This window comes from Pseudomonas sp. R3-41 (assembly GCF_054161485.1).
The window spans coordinates 3026535-3044788 of sequence record NZ_CP096421.1 but is presented as its reverse complement, the minus strand read 5'-3'; the positions used below and the strand labels follow the sequence as shown (position 1 = coordinate 3044788).

3 protein-coding genes are annotated in these 18254 nt (G+C 66.2%); all 3 read left to right on the top strand.

The window, feature by feature from the left end:
- The 3 genes from M1D99_RS13725 (at window position 1) to M1D99_RS13715 (ending at window position 18226) form a co-directional block, all read left to right on the top strand.
- On the top strand, window positions 1-1047 hold the full coding sequence (locus tag M1D99_RS13725; RefSeq protein WP_434575907.1) for a TauD/TfdA family dioxygenase: 1047 nt from the start codon (window positions 1-3) through the stop codon (window positions 1045-1047).
- Between the two features lie 111 nt (window positions 1048-1158).
- Window positions 1159-4221 carry a non-ribosomal peptide synthetase gene (locus M1D99_RS13720; protein ID WP_434575905.1) on the top strand — a complete coding sequence of 1021 codons (3063 nt, stop codon included), beginning with the start codon at window positions 1159-1161 and terminating at the stop codon, window positions 4219-4221.
- Between the two features lie 58 nt (window positions 4222-4279).
- Window positions 4280-18226: a non-ribosomal peptide synthase/polyketide synthase gene (locus tag M1D99_RS13715; RefSeq protein ID WP_458132032.1), complete on the top strand. Its 13947-nt coding sequence runs from the start codon at window positions 4280-4282 to the stop codon at window positions 18224-18226.
- The last annotated feature ends 28 nt before the right edge of the window (window positions 18227-18254 follow it).

Genomic DNA, 18254 nt, shown 5'->3' with positions numbered 1-18254 from the left:
ATGTCTATCGTGCCCCCATCGCCCCGCGCCCTTGGCGCCGTGCGTCGCAAAGCCATGAACGTCTCGGAACAACAACTGGTCACCGAGCGCCTGCTCAGCCCGGATCACGCCCTGCCCCTGGTGATCGAGCCGGCGGTCAGTGGCGTCGACCTGGTGGCTTGGGCCGCCCGGGAACGCGAGTCGCTGGAAAAGAAACTGCTGGAGTACGGCGCCCTGCTGTTCCGCGGTTTCAACGTCGCGTCCGTCGAGCAGTTCGACCAAGTGATCGCCGCCCTTTCCCCCGGGGCGCTGGAATACATGTTCCGCGCCTCGCCCCGGACTCGGGTTGGCGGCAACATCTACACCTCGACCGACTACCCGGCCGACCAGATGATTTTCCCCCACAACGAACACTCCTACTCTCCACGCTTCCCGCTGCGGCTGTTCTTCTACTGCCAATTGCCGTCCGAGACCGGCGGTGAAACGCCCATCGGCTCGACCCGTGCCGTGAAAGCCAGGATCAGCCCGCAGATCGAAGCGCGGTTCCGGGAAAAAGGCGTGCTGTACGTGCGCAACTATGGCGACGGTTTCGGCCTGCCATGGCAGACCGTGTTCCAGTCCGAAGACCGCGGCGAAGTGGAAGCCTACTGCGCCAGCGTCGGCATCGAAGTGGAATGGAAAGACAACAATCGCCTGCGCACCCGCCAACGCGGACCGGCCGTGGTGCGCCATCCGCGCACCGGCGAAGAGGTCTGGTTCAACCACGCCACGTTCTTCCACATCAGCACCTTGCCCGGGCGAATCCGCGATTCGCTGCAAAGCAACTTCAACGACCTCGACCTGCCCACCAACACTTTTTATGGCGATGGCGAACCGATCGAGCCACAGGTCCTGGAGTCGCTACGCGCGGCCTACCTCGACTCGCTGGTGCGGTTCAGTTGGCAACAGGGGGACGTGTTGTTCATCGACAACATGCTCGCCGTGCACGGTCGCGAACCCTTCACTGGCAAGCGCGCCATCATGACCGGCATGGCTGAAGCCTTGCTGTCGAGCGACGTTGCCGTCTGACATTCAACGGGTCCACCCGTCGTTCGCAGGAGGCTTGCCCGACCTATGTCCAGCAAGCCCCGGCGTCGGTGCGGTGATCCAGGCTCAAGCCCTTTTCCAGTCGAGATGAACATGAGCGGACTTCAAGGTTTTCGTATTTCCCCGCAACAGGCATCGGTCTACCCCCACATCAACGGCGCGACGCAGCACCCATTCAGTTGCCATTTGCAATGGTCGCTGTCGCAACCGCTGGACGTCGATACGCTGAACAACCGCCTACAGGCGCTGGTGGACGGCAGCGAAATCCTGCGCACGCGCCTGATGCCCGTGCCTGGCCTGCGCCATCCGGTGCAGGTGATCGACGAAACCGCTGTGCTGGCGGTGAGCGTCCAGGACCTGCGCCAACACAGCCGCGCCGACCAGGACGCCGCCCTGGCTCAATTCGCCAGCCAGCCTCGCGACTGGACAAGCCCTTTGTGCGTGACCTTGGTGCGTCTGGACGATGAACAATCGGTCCTGGACCTGGCCGCGGCCAGCACCCATTTCGACCTCGCCAGCCTGAAATGGCTGGCCGCCGCATTGCTGCATGACACCGCCACGGACCTGGCCGACACCTTGCAGTACGCCGACTACGCCGAGTGGCGCTGGAGCCTGGTTGAAGACGCGCCGGACCATCCGGGCGTGAGCTTCTGGCAACCCTCGGGCGAAACCGAACAGGCCACCTTGCAACTGCCCCTCGAAACGACCCTCGAAGGCGGCTTCGCGCCGACCCGATTGGACCTGACACTGCCGACCGACCTCGCTCGCCACCCAGCCCTGACCCCGGATTTGCTGCTGGCGGCATGGGCCGCGGTACTGGGACGATTGGCCGGCCAGCAACAGGTGCCACTCACCCTGATCCACGAAAGTCGCGGTGCGGAACTGGAAAACACCCTGGGCCTGTTCGAGCAGTGCCTGCCCGTGAGCATCGAACTGGACGCCCAGGCGACCTTGTTGGAGCAAAGCACGCAAGTGGCCGCCACCCTGGAACGGGCGGTTGGCTGGCAGGACTACTACACCGGCACCCTCAACGGCGGATACGCCTTTGCCTGGCGCTCGGGCGATGCCCAGGAGCGTCATGCCAGCGCGGTGATGAACCCGCTGAAAGCGTGCCTGAACGTGCGCCAATTGCCCGATAGCCTGCACGCGCAACTGGTCTACGACCGCCATGCCCTCAGCGCCGAAGCCGCCGGCTGCCTCGCCGAGCAATGGCTGCAACTGTTGCAAGGCGCACTGGCCGAACCGCAACGGACCTGGGCGCAGTTGCCCCTCGGTGGTGCGCTGCAATCCCGGTTGATCGGCACCGGCGCGGACGTGCCGTCCATCGAACCGGTGACACTGGTGGAATTGATTGCCCGCCAGGTTCGCCAGCAACCGAACGCCATCGCCCTGAGCGACCAGCACGGTGACCTCAGCTACAGCCGCCTCGACGCCTGCGCCACGCAATTGGCCCATCGACTGGTCGCCGCCGGCATCGGCCCTGGGGTGCCGGTCGGCATCCTGTTCGCCCGCGGCAACGCCGCCATTGTCGCCATGCTCGCCGTCCTGAAAGCCGGTGGCGCCTACGTCCCCGTCGACCCGACCTACCCGGCCGAGCGCCGCGCCTACATGCTCGCCGACAGCGCCATCGCCCACATCGTGGTCAGCGCCGAACTGGCCGACAGCGTGCCGACCGACCTGCAACGCTTCGTGCTGGATGACCTGGCAACACCCGACCTCGGCGATTTGCCGGCGCTACCGTTGCCGGGCGCGAACGACCTCGCCTACTTGATCTACACCTCCGGCTCCACCGGTGCGCCGAAAGCCGTGGAAATCAGTCACGGCGCACTGAGCTTCTCGACCCAGGTGCGCATGGCGGCCTATGAGACGCCGGTACGCGCCTACCTGCTGCTGTCGTCGTTTGCCTTCGACAGTTCGGTCGCCGGGATTTTCTGGACCCTGGCCCAAGGCGGGCGCCTGGTATTGCCCGCCCCGGGTGAAGAGCTGGAAATGGCCCGCCTGGCGCAATTGATTGCCCAGCATCAGGTCAGCCACGGCCTGTCATTGCCATCGCTGTACCAGGCCCTGCTCGATCAATTGCAACGCAGCGGCGCAACCGACAGCCTCGCCTGCTGGATCGTCGCCGGAGAGGCCTGCCCGCCGTCGCTGATCGCGCAACACAGCAAGACCCTGCCCCATGCACGGCTGGTGAACGAATACGGCCCCACCGAAGCCACCGTCTGGGCCACCTATGAGGTGTTGGAGCCAGGCCGGAACGTCAGCATCGGCCGCCCCATCGCCGGCATGGACCTGCGCCTGCTGAACGAATTCGACAGCGCCTGCGGCATCGGCGAGCCGGGAGAAATCGTCCTCGCCGGCCCAACCCTGGCCCGCGGCTACCGCAACAAGCCCGAAGAAACCGCCAAGGCCTTCGTCACCCTGGCCGACGGCACCCGAGCCTATCGCACGGGTGACTTGGCGTGCTGGTTGGCCGACGGGCGCCTGGCCTTCCTCGGGCGCAAGGACCATCAGGTCAAGGTGCGCGGCTACCGCATCGAGCTGGGGGAAATCGAACGCCAGTTGTGCAGCCACAGCGACGTGCGCGAAGCCGCGGTGATCGTCCAGGAACAGGCCGCTGGCAAGCGCCTGCTCGCCTACATCCTCGCCGCCCACGGCTACGCACCGGACTCGGAGGCGATCAAGCGCTTCCTCGGCGAACGCCTGCCGTCGTACATGGTGCCGGCCCTGGTGCTGACCCTGCCGAGCTTTCCGCGCACACCCAACGGCAAGCTCGACACACGCCAGTTGCCCGACCCGGAGCAGTTCGACGAAAGCGCCCACGTGGCGCCGCGCAACGCCATGGAAACCACTTTGCAAGCCATCGTCGCCAAGGTCTTGAAGCTCTCGACGGTGAGCGTCACCGACAACTTCTTCGCCATCGGCGGCGACTCGATCCTGAGCCTGCAAGTGGTGGCCCAAGCCCACGAGCAAGGCATCGCGCTGTCGGCCAAGCAAGTTTTCGAACGCCAGACCATCGCCGCCATGGCCGAGGTCGCGCAAGCGCTGGACCCGAGCGCCGCCGAGCCGGACGCCGACAGCACCGAATTCAGCGCCTCGGGCCTGTCCGATGACGAAATGCAAGCGTTGATGGCCGAACTGGACGAGGCCGACCTGTGAACGGCTCTTCACCTCGCCAAGCCATCACCGTTGCCCCTTTTTACGCAGGACGCTTTCAATGACCACCGAAAAAACCACCGGCAACCCGATCGAAGACATTTACCCGCTGTCGCCGCTGCAACAAGGGATGCTGTTCCACTCCCTGTTGCACGAAGACTCCGGGGTGTACCTGATGCAGGATCGCTACCGCATCGGCGGGGCCATCGATGAAGGGGCGTTCCTCGAATCGTGGCGCCAGGTGGTGGCGCTGCACCCTTCCCTGCGCGCCAGTTTCCAGTGGAAAAGCCAGAAGCAACCGGTGCAGGTCATCCATCGCCAGGTCAAGGTGCCGCTGGACACCCTCGATCTGCGCGGGCTCGCCCCCCATGAACAGGAAGCGCGGATTCGCACGCTGCTGGAAGACGAGCAGAAAGTCGGCTTCAACCTGTCCAAGCCACCGCTGATTCGCTTCCGGCTGGTGCGCCTGGCCGACGAGTCCTACGAATTCATTCGCAGCTTCCACCACATCCTGATGGACGCCTGGTGCATTTCCCTGGTGACCGTGGACTTCCTCAAAGTCTACGAAGCGCTGTGCAACGACCGCACGCCCGAGCTGAAAAGCCCTCGGCCGTTTCGCGACTACATCCAATGGCTGCAGCGCCAGGACGCGGGCAAGGCCGAGCAATTCTGGCGCGGCCAGTTGCAAGGCCTCAACGCGCCCACGCCACTGACCGTGGACAACGGCGTGACCCGCGACCGCTACACCGATGCGGTGCTGGTGGACGACCAACTGATTCACCTCGACGAACAGGAAACCCAGGCGCTGGCAGCGTTCTGCCGCAGTCGCCGGATCACCCCGAACACGTTTTTCCAGGGTGTGTGGTCGTTGCTGCTGTCGCGCTACAGCGGGCAACAGGACGTGGTCTTCGGCGTCACCGTGGCCGGGCGTCCGGCCGACCTGACAGGCGTCGCGGAAATGATCGGCCTGTTCATCAATACCCTGCCGCTGCGGGTTTCGGTGGACCCGAACGCCGCGCTCGGCAACTGGCTGGGCGACCTGCAAAAACTCAACGTCGACATGCGCGACTTCGAGCACACGCCGTTGACCGACATCCAGGGTTGGAGCGATTTCCCCCGGGGCGAGACCCTGTTCGACAGCATCCTGGTGTTCGAGAACGCGCCCATCGACGAACAGATCCTCGAAGGCGGCTTCCAGTTCAGCCTCGAAGGCATGGACCACAGCGTGCACACCCACTACGGCTTGACCGTGGTGATCCTGCCGGGCGAACAACTGGGCATCCGCGTGTCCTATGACCGCGAACGTTTCGACGCCGCCACCGTGCAGCGCCTGCTGGGCCACATCGCCAGCCTCGTGCGCAGCATGCTCGCCGCCCCAGACGCGCCGTTGGCCAGCTTCGAACTGCTGGCCGCCGACGAGCGTCAACAGTTGCTCGGCGAGTGGGCGCTCAACCCTCACGATTTTCCGCTGGATCAAAGCTACGCCGAGCTGTTTGCCGCCCAGGTCGCCCAGCGCGGTGATCAGGTCGCCGCGATCTGTGCCGGCGAGTCGCTGAACTACGCCGAGCTGGACCTGCGCTCCACGCGCTTGGCCCATGCCCTGCGCGAGGCCGGCGCCGGTGAGGACCAACTGGTCGCGCTGGTCGCCCCCCGTGGCCTGGCGCTGTTGACCATGATGCTGGCGGTGTTCAAGGCCGGCGCGGCGATGCTGCCCCTCGAGGTCAATCATCCGCCCGAGCGCCTGCGGGAAATCCTCGGGCTGTCCCGCGCACCGTTGCTGGTTGCCAGCGAAGGGTGCAGCGGCCTGCTCGATCAACTGCTCAGCGGCCTCGACCCGGCGCCCAAGGCACTGTTCGCCGAGGCCTGCTGGACCGGCGGCAACGACGCGCCATTGCCGGCGCTCGCCCGCCCCGACAGCTTGGCCTACGTGCTGTTCACCTCGGGTTCGACCGGCACACCGAAGGGCGTGATGATCGAACAGCGCGGCATGCTCAACAACATCTTTGGCAAAGTACCGGCCCTGGGGCTCAGCGCCGCCGACCGGATTCCCCAGACCGCGTCGGTGGCGTTCGACATTTCGGTGTGGCAGTTCCTCGCCGCGCCGGTGCTCGGTGCCACCGTGCACATTCTTCCGGATGAAGTCGCCCACGACCCGCAACGCCTGTTGCAGGTGCTCGCCAGCGAGCGCCTGAACGTGTTGGAAATCGTCCCGAGCCTGATGCGCACCCTGCTCGCGCTGTGCCCGTGCGATTTGCAATTGCCGGACCTGCGCTGGGTATTGCCCACCGGTGAAGCCCTGCCGCCAACCGTGGCCCGGGACTGGTTCGCGCGCTTCCCCGACATCGCCTTGATGAACGCCTACGGGCCGGCCGAATGCGCCGACGACGTGGCCTTCCAGCCGATCTTCGCAGCACCGGGGGCCGAGGTCAGCCACATGCCCATCGGCCAACCGACCGCCAACAACCGCCTGTATGTGCTGGACGAAGCCCTGCGCCCGGTGCCGGTGGGCGTGGCCGGGGAAATCTGCGTCGGTGGCGTCGGCGTTGGCCGCGGCTACCTGCACGACCCGCAGCGCACCGCTGAGGCCTTCATCAACCATCCTCGACTCGAAGGTCGCCTGTACCGCACCGGCGACCTGGGACGCTGGCGAGCAGACGGCGTGATCGAGTACCTCGGCCGCCGCGACCAACAGGTGAAACTGCGTGGGCACCGGATCGAGCTGACGGAAATCGAACACCGTCTCGCCCAGCATTCGAACGTGCGCGAAGCCGCCGTCCTGCTGCGGGAAAACACCGTCGGCGAAGCCTGGCTGGTGGCGTACTGGTCGGCCCATGGCCAGAACGTGGGCAGTGATGGCCTGAGCGAACACTTGCGAGCGCAACTGCCGCCGTACATGGTGCCGGCGGCCTTCGTCTGCCTGGACAAACTGCCCCTGAACAATAACGGCAAGGTCGATCGCAAGGCCCTCGCCGCCCGCGAGCTGGACTGGCAGGCCGACACCCAGCAGAGCATCGCCCCGCGCAACGCGCTGGAAACCGCCGTGGCATCCATCTGGGCCGAGGTCCTGGGGCGTGACACGGTGGGCGTGGAAGATAACTTCTTCACCCTCGGCGGACACTCGCTGCTGGCGACCCAGATCGTTGCCCGCCTGCGCACTCAGTTCAAGCTCGACCTGCCGTTGCGGGTGTTGTTCGAACAGCCAACCGTGGCCTTGCTGGCCGAGGCCATCGGCGCCCGCCAGGCCGAGGCCGACGCACCGCAAACCAACGCGCTGAGCCTGCTCAAGGCCCAACCACGCCCGCCGTTGCTGCCGCTATCGTTCTCCCAACAGCGCCTGTGGTTCATCGAACAACTGACACCCGGCACCACCCTGTTCAACATCCCGTTCGCCCTGCACCTCAAGGGTGAACTCAATGTCGAGGCGCTGCACGCCAGCCTCAACGATCTGCTGGCGCGCCACGAAATCCTGCGCACGGGCATCCACAGCAACGACGGCGTACCCTGCCAACGCATCAGCCCGGCGCTGGACATCGCGCTGCCCTTCGAAGACTTGTCGGGCCTGACCGCCACCGCGCGCGAAGGCGCGCAGTTCAATGCCCTGCAAGACACCTTCGAGCAACCGTTCGACCTGACCTGCCCTCCGCTGCTACGGGCACGCTTGCTGCGCCTGGCGCCGGGCGAGCACGTGCTCGGCATCGCCCTGCATCACCTGGTCTCGGACGCGTGGTCGGCCACCATCGCCCTGCGCGAACTGGCCCTGGGTTATGAAGCCCGTTGCAACGGCGCCCCCGCCGAACTGCCGGCCTTGCCACTGCAATACGCCGACTTCGCCCTGTGGCAGCGCGAGCACCTGCAAGGCGCCGAACTCAAGCGCCAGCTCGATTACTGGACCACCGCCCTCGACCGACGCGACAGCGATGCCAGCCCATTGCTGGCACTGCCCACCGATCATCCACGGCCCTCGGTGCAAAGCTACCGCGCCGGGATTGTCCAGCGTGAACTCAGCGCCGACCTCAGTGGCCGGGTGCAAGCTTTCGCCAGTGGCCTCGGCACCACGCCGTTCACCGTCCTCTTCGCCGGTTTTGCCGTGCTGATGCACCGCTTGAGCGGCGACGCCACGGTGCTGGTCGGCACCCCGGTCACCCACCGTGAACAGCCGGGCACCGAAGGCTTGCTGGGCATCCTGTTGAACAACCTGGCGATCCGCGCGGACTTCGAGCCGCAAGCGGACTTCAGCGCCTTGGTCAAACAAGTGGCCGAACGCCTGCGCAGTGGCCTTCAGCATCAGGACCTGCCGTTCGAGCAATTGGTGGACAGCCTGCAATTGCCACGCAGCCTCAGCCATGCGCCGCTGTACCAGGTAATGGTCGCCCAGCAACTGGCCATGGAGTCGCGGTTGCGCTTCCCCGGCCTGGAATTCGAAGCGCTGGACACACCGCTGCGACACTCCGAATGCGACTTGGACCTGCACGTGCTGTGCCCGGCCAATGCGCCGATCCAACTGGAACTGATGTTCGCACTCGATCTGTTCGTCGTAGACAGTGCTCGCCAGACCCTCGCCCGCCTGGAACACCTGCTCGAACACATGCTCGCCGAACCCCAGCGTCCGGTCGCCGCCTTGCCGCTGCTGATGGACACGGAATGGCAACGCACCGTGGTCGAGTGGAACCGTACCGAAATGGCGGTGCCGACGCACCTGACCTTCGCCCAGTTGTTCGAACAACAGGCCGAGCGCACCCCGGAGCGAGACGCGCTGTGTTTCGAAGGCCGCAGCCTGAGCTACGGCGAATTGAACCGTCGCGCCAACCAAGTGGCGCATTACCTGCGCAGCCGCGGCGTCGGGGCGAACAGCCCGGTGGCACTGTGTGTCGAGCGTTCGCTGGAGCTGCTGGTCGGCCTGCTGGGCATCCTCAAGTCCGGTGGCGCCTATGTGCCGCTGGACCCGACCTACCCGGTGGATCGCCTGGCGTACATGCTCGAAGACGCCCGACCGGCGCTGTTCCTCGGCCAGCAGGGCCTGCTGGAACAGCTGGGGGCCGAACTGCCACGCTTGCGCCTGGACAGCGACGCGGCGCTGTTCGCCGACCAGCCGGACAGCAACCCCGCCCCGCTCGCCGGCCCGCAAGACCTGGCCTACATCATGTACACCTCCGGTTCGACCGGTAAACCCAAGGGCACCCTGGTGACCAACGGCTCGGTGGTCAACCTGGCCTGGGCACGTATCCATGGCTTGTATCGCCGCTACACCGACCAGCCGATGCGCACCAGCTTCAACTACTCGTTCGCCTTCGACAGCTCGGTGGCCGAACTGATCCTGTTGCTCGACGGCCACAGCCTGTACCTGACGCCGGAAGACGTGCGCTACGACCCCGAGGCCCTGGCCGGTTTCTTCCGCGACACCCGCCTGGAGGCCTTCGAGTGCACCCCGGCACAGCTCAAGGCGCTGTTGGAAAGCGACGGCGTTCGCCGGGGCGAGGTGTACCTGCCGCGCTTCGTACTGTTCGGTGGCGACGCGGTGGACGCACAGTTGTGGCAACGCCTGCCGTCGATTGCCGGCAGCCGCTTCTTCAACACCTATGGCCCGACCGAATGCACCGTGGATGCCACCGGCTGCGCGGTGGATGACTTCCCGCAGCGGCCGATCATCGGCCGGCCCATCGCCAACGTGCGCACCTATGTGCTGGATGCCTTCCTCAATCCGATGCCGGTGGGCGTCCCGGGAGAACTGCACATCGGCGGTGCCGGCGTCACCCTGGGCTACCTCAACCGCGCCGAGCAGACGGCGAAGGTGTTCATCGAAGACCCGTTCTCATCGCAGCCAGGCGCGCGGATGTACAAGTCCGGCGACCTGGTGCGCTGGTTGCCCGACGGCCAGCTCGAATACCTGGGACGCATGGATCATCAAGTGAAGATCCGTGGCTTCCGCGTCGAACTGGGGGAAATCGAAACCCTGATCGGCGCCCAACCGGGCGTGCGCCAGGCCGTGGTGCTGGCCCGTGAAGACGTGCCTGGCGACAAGCGCCTGGTGGCCTACGTGACGTGCGACCAGCAGGCCGACATCCACGCCTGGCGCAAAACCATTGGCGCCGCCCTGCCCGACTACATGGTGCCCTCGGCGTTCGTGGTGCTCGATGAGCTGCCGTTGACGGACAACGGCAAACTCAACCGCAAGGCCTTGCCGGCCCCGGATATCCAAGCCGCGCCAGACGCCCTGGACCCGCCGCGCAGCGCCGCCGAACAACAACTGGCGGCCCTGTGGGCCGAGTTGCTGAACGTGCCGACGACGCAGATCGGCCGTGACAGCCACTTCTTCTACCTCGGTGGCCACTCGCTGCTGGCGGCGGCGCTGTTCGCCCGCCTGCGCCAACGCTTCGCCAGCGTGCCGCCGTTGCGGGCGGTGTTCGAGCACCCGACCCTCGAGGCCTTGGCCGCGCTGCTGGGCGATCCCCTGCAAGCCCCGGCGGCGACCTTCGTCCCGGCGGTTCGTCCGGCGCGCCTGCCGCTGTCGTTCGAACAGCAACGCTTGTGGTTCCTGGAACAACTGAGCGCCGGCGGTGGCGAGTACAACGTGGTCAGCGCCGTGCAACTGGACGGCGAACTCAATGCCCAGGCCCTGCAAACGGCCTTGAACAGCGTGGTCCAACGCCACGAGATCCTGCGCAGTCGCATCGTGCGCGATAGCGACGGCGAATTGCAGTTGGCGATCGACGCGCAGGTTGACATCACCGTGCAGGTGAAGACCCTGCAGGCCGCCAGTGACGAGCAATGGCAGGCACTGACCGACGCGGCGATTCACGCAGAAACCGGCCGCCGTTTCGACCTCGCCGCCGAAGTACTGATCCGGGCCACGTTGCTGCAACGCAGCGGCGGCGCCCAGTCGTTGCTGTTGCTCAGCGTGCACCACTGCGCCACCGATGACGCCTCCAGCCAGAACCTGCTGGAGGAACTGCGTCAGTTCTATACCGCACAGTGCCAAGGCTCCCTGGCGACACTGCCGGCGCTGGCGTTGCAATACCCCGATTACGCCCTCTGGCAGCGCGAACCCGGTCAACAGACCGCGTTCAGCAGCCAACTGGACTACTGGCGCAACCAACTGGAAGACGGCGACTACCTGCTGGACCTGCCGACCGCACAGGGCCGTCCAAACCAGCTCGACCCGACGGCCGGCGCGGTGCAATTGCAATTGCCGCCCGCCCTGGTGGAACGCCTGCGGCAGTTCGCCCAGCAACGCGGGGCCACGCTGTACATGCTCATGCTCAGTGCCGCGCAATTGCTCCTGGGCCGCTATGCCAACCAACGCGACGTGCGGGTCGGTAGCCCGGTGGCCCAGCGCCCATTCGCCGAGCTGCAGCCGTTGATCGGCTGCTTCGTCAACACCGTGGTCATGCGTGCCGACTTGGATCCGGCGCTGGACTTCGCAGGCTTGCTCGACCAGGTGCGCAACCGTGTGCTGGATGCCCAACAGCATCAGGACGTGCCGTTCGACCAGGTCGTCGAGCATTTGAAACCGTCGCGCAGCCTCGGCCAGACGCCGCTGTTCCAAGTACTGTTCGCCATGCAGAACGCCGACGTATCGAGTCAACCATGGCCCCGCTTGCAAGTCAGCGAACGCGCCGTGACCGCCCAGGCCACCAAGTACGACCTGAACTGGGAAGTACACGACGGCGAGGTGCTGTCGGTGTTGCTGGAATACCGCGCCGCGCTGTTCAGCGACACCACGGCCCGGCGTTGGCTGGAACAGTGGCAACAACTGCTGGAAACCATGCTCGACGCGCCACACACCCGCCTCGGTGATTGGACGCCGTTGCCAGCGGCCGAGCGTCAGCGCCAACTGATCGAGTGGAACGCCACCGAACGTCACTACAGCGGCCCAACCAACCTGCACACCGCCCTGAGCCAGCAAGCAGCCCTGAGCCCCAACGCCCCGGCATTGGTGTTCGAAGGCCAGCGTTTGAGCTATGCCGAACTGGACCAGCGGGCGCACACCGTCGCCCGGGCCCTGCGCGCCGCCGGCGTGGGCAGCGACAGCATCGTGCCGCTGTGCATGGATCGCTCGGTGGAGATGGTCGTGGCCTTGCTCGGCATCGTCCATGCCGGCGCCGCATGGCTGCCGCTGGATCCGGAGTTGCCGGCCACGCGCCTGGCCTTCCTGATTGAGGACGCCGACGCCAAGGTCACCTTGACCCAAGCCCAGTGGATGCAGCGCCTGCCAGCCGGGCATCAGGCCTGGACGCTGGATGCGTTGCCAGACGCTGAAGCCTTCGAACCGATCAGCGTCGAAGCCAACGACTTGGCCTACGTGCTCTACACCTCCGGCTCCACCGGCCAACCCAAAGGCGTGATGAACGAACACGGCGCCTTGATGAACCGCCTGCACTGGATGCAGGACGCCTTCCCGATTGGCCCGAACGACCGCGTGCTGCAAAAGACCCCGTACAGCTTCGACGTCTCGGTGTGGGAGTTCTTCTGGCCATTGATCACCGGCGCGACCTTGGTGGTTGCCCGTCCGGACGGTCATCGCGACCCGGCCTACCTCAGCCAGTTGATCCAGCAGGAACGGGTCACGACGCTGCACTTCGTACCGTCCATGCTCCGTGCGTTTGTCGAGGAGCCGAGCCTGGTCGATTGCCACAGCCTGCGCCAGGTCTTCGCCAGTGGCGAAGCCTTGCCGGTGGACCTGGTGCGGCGCTTCATGGGCCAACACCCGGCGGCGCTGGTCAACCTGTACGGCCCGACCGAAGCGGCCATCGACGTCTCGGTCTGGCGTTGCTCGGCGGACGATGTGATCGTGCCGATCGGCAAGCCCATCGCCAACCTGCGCTTGTACATCCTCGACGAAGCCCTGCAACCGTTGCCGATTGGCAGCATCGGCGAGCTGTACATCGGCGGCGTCGGCGTGGCCCGTGGCTACTTGAAACGCCCGGACCTGACCGAAGAACGCTTCCTCGCCAGCCCATTCGTGGCCGGTGATCGACTGTACCGCACCGGCGACCGTTGCCGCTTCCTGGCCGATGGCAACATCGAGTACCTGGGGCGTCTCGACCATCAGGTGAAGCTGCGCGGTCAACGCATCGAATTGGGTGAAATCGACGCGGCGCTGCTGGCCCAGGCCGGTGTTCGCGACGCCGCCACCTTGTTGCTCGACCAACGCCTGGTGAGTTTCTGGTGCGGTGACGCCGATGAGGCGACCCTGCGTGCCGACTTCGGCGACAGCCTGCCCGTGCACATGCAACCCAGCCTGTTCGTGCAGCTCGACTGCCTGCCACTCAACAGCAACGGCAAGCTCGACCGCAAGGCCCTGGCCGCCACGCCGCTGCCACACAGCCAAAGCGACCAGCCACGCACCGCGCCACGGGACGGGACTGAAACCGTGCTTTGCGAACTGTTCAGCGAAGTGCTGGGTGGTTCGGAAGTCGGCATCGAGGACAACTTTTTCCAACTCGGCGGCCACTCCTTGCTGGCCACCCGCCTGGTCAGTCGGGTGCGTGAGCGCCTGGGGGTCTCCCTGCCCTTGCCGCTGGTGTTCGCCCAACCGACGGTCGCGGCCTTGGCCGAGCACCTGCGCACGGCCATGCCCGGTGAGTCGATCACCGCGCAACCGCGCCCGGCGCACTTGCCCCTGGGCCTGGCCCAGCGCCGCTTCTGGATGCTCAGCCGCCTGGTTCCGGAGTCCCGCGAGTACCACATGCCATTCGCCCTGAGCTTGCGCGGCGAGCTGCAGGTCCAGGTCTTGCGTGAAGCTTTTGAGCAGGTCAGCCAACGCCACCTGGTGCTGCGCAGCCGGATTGTCGAGGTCGACGGCGAGCCGCAATTGCTGATCGACAACCACGGCCCGGCGCTTACGGTCACTGGCGTTGCAAGCCAGGACTGGGCCGCGACCTGCGCCAACGCCCAAGACGAACTGATGACACCGTTCGACCTGGCCGCCGCCGCGCCTTGGCGTGCGCATCTGCTGCAACGCCAGGGCAGCGACGAACACCTGTTGCTGGTGTGCCTGCACCACAGCGCCACCGACGGTTGGGCCATGCAGTTGCTCATCGACGAGCTGACCCAGGCCTACGCCGCCGGCCTGAACGGGCACTCGCCCACCTGGACCCCGCTGGAGATCGACTATGTCGATTTCGCCCTGTGGCAACAGCACCCGGACACCCAGGCCCGGCGCAGTGCCAGCCTCGACTACTGGAAAAACCACCTGGGCCAGGACAACTATCAGCTCGACCTGCCCATCGACCATCCACGTGGCGCCGAAGCCGATCGTCGCGCCCGGCAACTGACTGTCCGCCTCGGCAGCCAGCGCGCCGAAGCCATCCGACAGTTCGCCCGCCAGCGTGGCACAACCACCTATGTGGTGTTGGCCACGGCCCTGAGCGCACTGCTGGCCCGCTACAGCGGCCAGCGGGAGATTCGCCTTGGCACCCCGGCGGACCAGCGTGACCACGCCCAGACCCAGACCTTGCTGGCGTGCCTGGTCAACACCCTGGTGATCCGCAGCGACGTCGACCAACGGGCCCCGGCCGAGCAACTGCTCGCCAGCCTCGAGGCCGACCTGCGCGCCGCCCAGGCCCACGCCGACCTGCCCTTCGCCACCTTGGTCGGCGCCATTGCGCAGAATCGCGACTTGAACCGTACGCCGCTGTTCCAGGTGCTGTTCTCCCTCAACTACGGCCGGGTCGACAGCAGCCAGTGGCCGGGGCTGAACGTCGAAGAGCAGATGCTGCCGGTGATCGACGCCAAATTCGAACAGAGCTGGGAAGTCCAGGACGACGGCAGCGACATGACGCTGGCGCTGGAATACCAATCGGCCTTGTACGACGAAGCGACGATGCAACGCTGGAGCGCGCAATGGTGCGCGCTGCTCGACGCCCTGGTGGCCGCTCCTGGGCGCAACCTGGTCGAGCTGTTCCCGCAACAGCAAGACCAGCAGCAACTCGACCGCTGGAACGCCACCGAACGTCACTACAGCGGCCCGAGCAACCTGCACACCGCCCTGAGCCAGCAAGCGGCCCTGAGCCCCAACGCCCCGGCGCTGGTGTTCGAAGGCCAGCGTTTGAGCTATGCCGAACTGGACCAACGGGCGCAAACCGTCGCCCGGGCCCTGCGCGCCGCTGGTATAGGCACCGACAACATCGTGCCGCTGTGCATGGAGCGTTCGGTGGAGATGGTCGTGGCCTTGCTCGGCATCGTCCATGCCGGCGCCGCATGGCTGCCGCTGGATCCCGAACTACCTGCCGCGCGCCTAGCGTTCCTGATCGAAGACGCCGATGCCAAGGTCACCTTGACCCAAGCGCAATGGCTGTCGCGCCTGCCAGCCGGGCATCAGGCCTGGACGCTGGATGCGTTGCCAAACGCTGAAGCCTTCGAACCGATCAGCGTCGAAGCCAACCACCTGGCCTACGTGCTCTACACCTCTGGTTCCACCGGCCAACCCAAAGGCGTGATGAACCAACACGGCGCCTTGATGAACCGCCTGCACTGGATGCAGGACGCCTTCCCGATTGGCCCGAACGACCGCGTCTTGCAGAAAACCCCGTACAGCTTCGACGTGTCGGTGTGGGAGTTCTTCTGGCCGCTGATCACTGGCGCGACCCTGGTGGTTGCCCGCCCGGACGGTCATCGCGACCCGGCCTACCTCAGCCAGTTGATCCAGCAGGAACGGGTCACGACGCTGCACTTCGTACCTTCCATGCTGCGTGCGTTTGTCGAGGAGCCGAGCCTGGTCGATTGCCACAGCCTGCGCCAGGTCTTCGCCAGTGGCGAAGCCTTGCCGGTGGACCTGGTGCGGCGCTTCATGGGCCAACACCCGGCGGCGCTGGTCAACCTGTACGGCCCGACCGAAGCGGCCATCGACGTCTCGGTCTGGCGCTGCTCGGCGGACGATACGATCGTGCCGATCGGCAAGCCCATCGCCAACCTGCGCTTGTACATCCTCGACGAAGCCCTGCAACCGTTGCCGATTGGCAGCATTGGCGAGCTGTACATCGGTGGCGTCGGTGTCGCCCGTGGCTACTTGAAACGCCCGGACCTGACCGAAGAACGCTTCCTCGCCAGCCCATTCGTGGCCGGTGATCGCTTGTACCGCACCGGCGACCGTTGCCGCTTCCTGGCCGATGGCAACATCGAATACCTGGGGCGTCTCGACCACCAGGTGAAGCTGCGCGGCCAGCGCATCGAGCTGGGGGAAATCGACTCAGCCCTGTTGAACCTGCCGGCCATTACTGGTGCCTGCACCCTGGTCATCGACAACCGCCTGGTGGCGTTCTACAGCAGTGCCACCACGCAGTCGGACCTCGACACACAACTGGCGGCCGAGCTGCCGGCCTACATGGTGCCAGCGGTGTGGGTGCACATCCCGGCCCTGCCCCTGAGCACCAACGGCAAGATCGACCGCAAGGTCCTGGCCGCCCTGCCCTTGCCCAACACCCAGAAAGACTACGCGGCACCGCGCAACGACCTGGAGCGCCTGCTTTGCCTGTTGTTCGGCGAACTGCTCGGCGAAACCTTGACCGGCGGCCGTGAAGTCGGCACCTCGGACAGTTTCTTCGCCTTGGGCGGTGACTCGATCCTCGGCCTGAAACTGATCTCACGCTTGCGTGAACAGGGCTATTCGCTCACGCCACGGGACCTGTTCCGTTCGCCGACCCCGGCGGCCCTGGCCCACGTGACCACGGCCCTGCTGACCCAGGCCGAACAAGGCGACGTGACCGGACCGATGCCGCTGATGCCGTTGCACCAGTGGTTCTTCGACCAGCAACAGGTCCAGGCCGCGCACTGGAACCAATCGGTGCTGGCCGACAGCGACCGTCGCCTGGAACCGGCCATCGTCCAAGCCACGCTGGACCGGCTGGTGGCCCACCACGACGCCCTGCGCCTGCGCTTCACCGAGGTCGACGGCCAATGGCAGGCGCACATCGCGCCAGTGGCGCCGGCCCAACTGACCTGCTGCCAGCAGCCGGAACAACTGCTGCAGGTCGCGCAAAGCCTGGACCTGCAGCACGGCCCACTGTTTGCCGCAGCCCTGCTGGAAGGCACGCCGCAGCGCCTGTACCTGGTGGCCCATCACCTGGTGGTCGATGCGGTGTCCTGGACGCCGCTGCTGGAAGACTTCCAACAGCTGTACGCGGCCCTGGAGCGCGGCGAGCAGCCGACGTTGCCGGCGAAAACCACCTCGTATCGTCAATGGGCCGAGCACCTGCAAGCCCATGCCACGAAGGCTGCCGGCGAGCATCGCTACTGGAGTGCCCAGGCCTCTGCGAACCGGCCACCCATGGCCACGGTCGCCGAGCGCCAGACCCTGTCGGCCCGCTGGGACGCCAGCCGCACGCACCAATGGCTGACCGAATCCCACGCGGCTTACCGCACGCAACCGGAAGAACTGCTGATCGCCGCCCTCGCCGCGACCCTGGCCGAGGTCGAACAGCGCAGTGACATCGTCGTGGATCTGGAGCGCCACGGGCGTGACGCACCGTTTGCCGGGTTGGACGTCGGCCGCACCGTCGGCTGGTTCACCACCCTTTACCCGCTGCGCGTGAGCGCCAGCGGTGCCGCGGGCGATCAGGTGCGCAACGCCAAGCAAGCCTTGCGTGACGTCCCCGGCCTGGGCCTGGGCTACGGCTTGCTGCGCCAGCGCGGTGAGTTGCCGGCCAGCCACGGCGACGTGCTGTTCAACTACCTGGGGCATGAGCAAACGCCCGCGGGCTGGTTACGCGCCAGCGCCCTGACCCCGCCGCCGGACGTGGCCCCGGTGAACCGAGTGACCCATGCCCGGGAAGTGGTGGCCTGGCTGGAGGACGGCGTGTTGCGTGTCGAATGGCACAGCGTCACGCCGAACGCCGACAGCCATTTGCCCGCTCGCCTGCTGGAACGCTTGCAGGCGCTGGTCGAACACTGCCTCGACCCGCAGGCCGGTTCGCTGATGCCGGCGGACTTCCCGCTGGCCAAGGCGCTGAACCAGAAATCCCTGGACAAACTGCTGGGCAAGCTCAAGACCAAACCCGATTCCCAAAGCTAGCGAGCGCCGCCGCGCCTGCGCAGGTCTG

Excerpts from the sequence above, each read along its gene's own strand:
- M1D99_RS13725 (WP_434575907.1), top strand. The coding sequence starts at position 1 with ATGTCTATCGTGCCCCCATCGCCCCGCGCCCTTGGCGCCGTGCGTCGC.
- M1D99_RS13715 (WP_458132032.1), top strand. The coding sequence starts at position 4,280 with ATGACCACCGAAAAAACCACCGGCAACCCGATCGAAGACATTTACCCG.
- M1D99_RS13720 (WP_434575905.1), top strand. The coding sequence starts at position 1,159 with ATGAGCGGACTTCAAGGTTTTCGTATTTCCCCGCAACAGGCATCGGTC.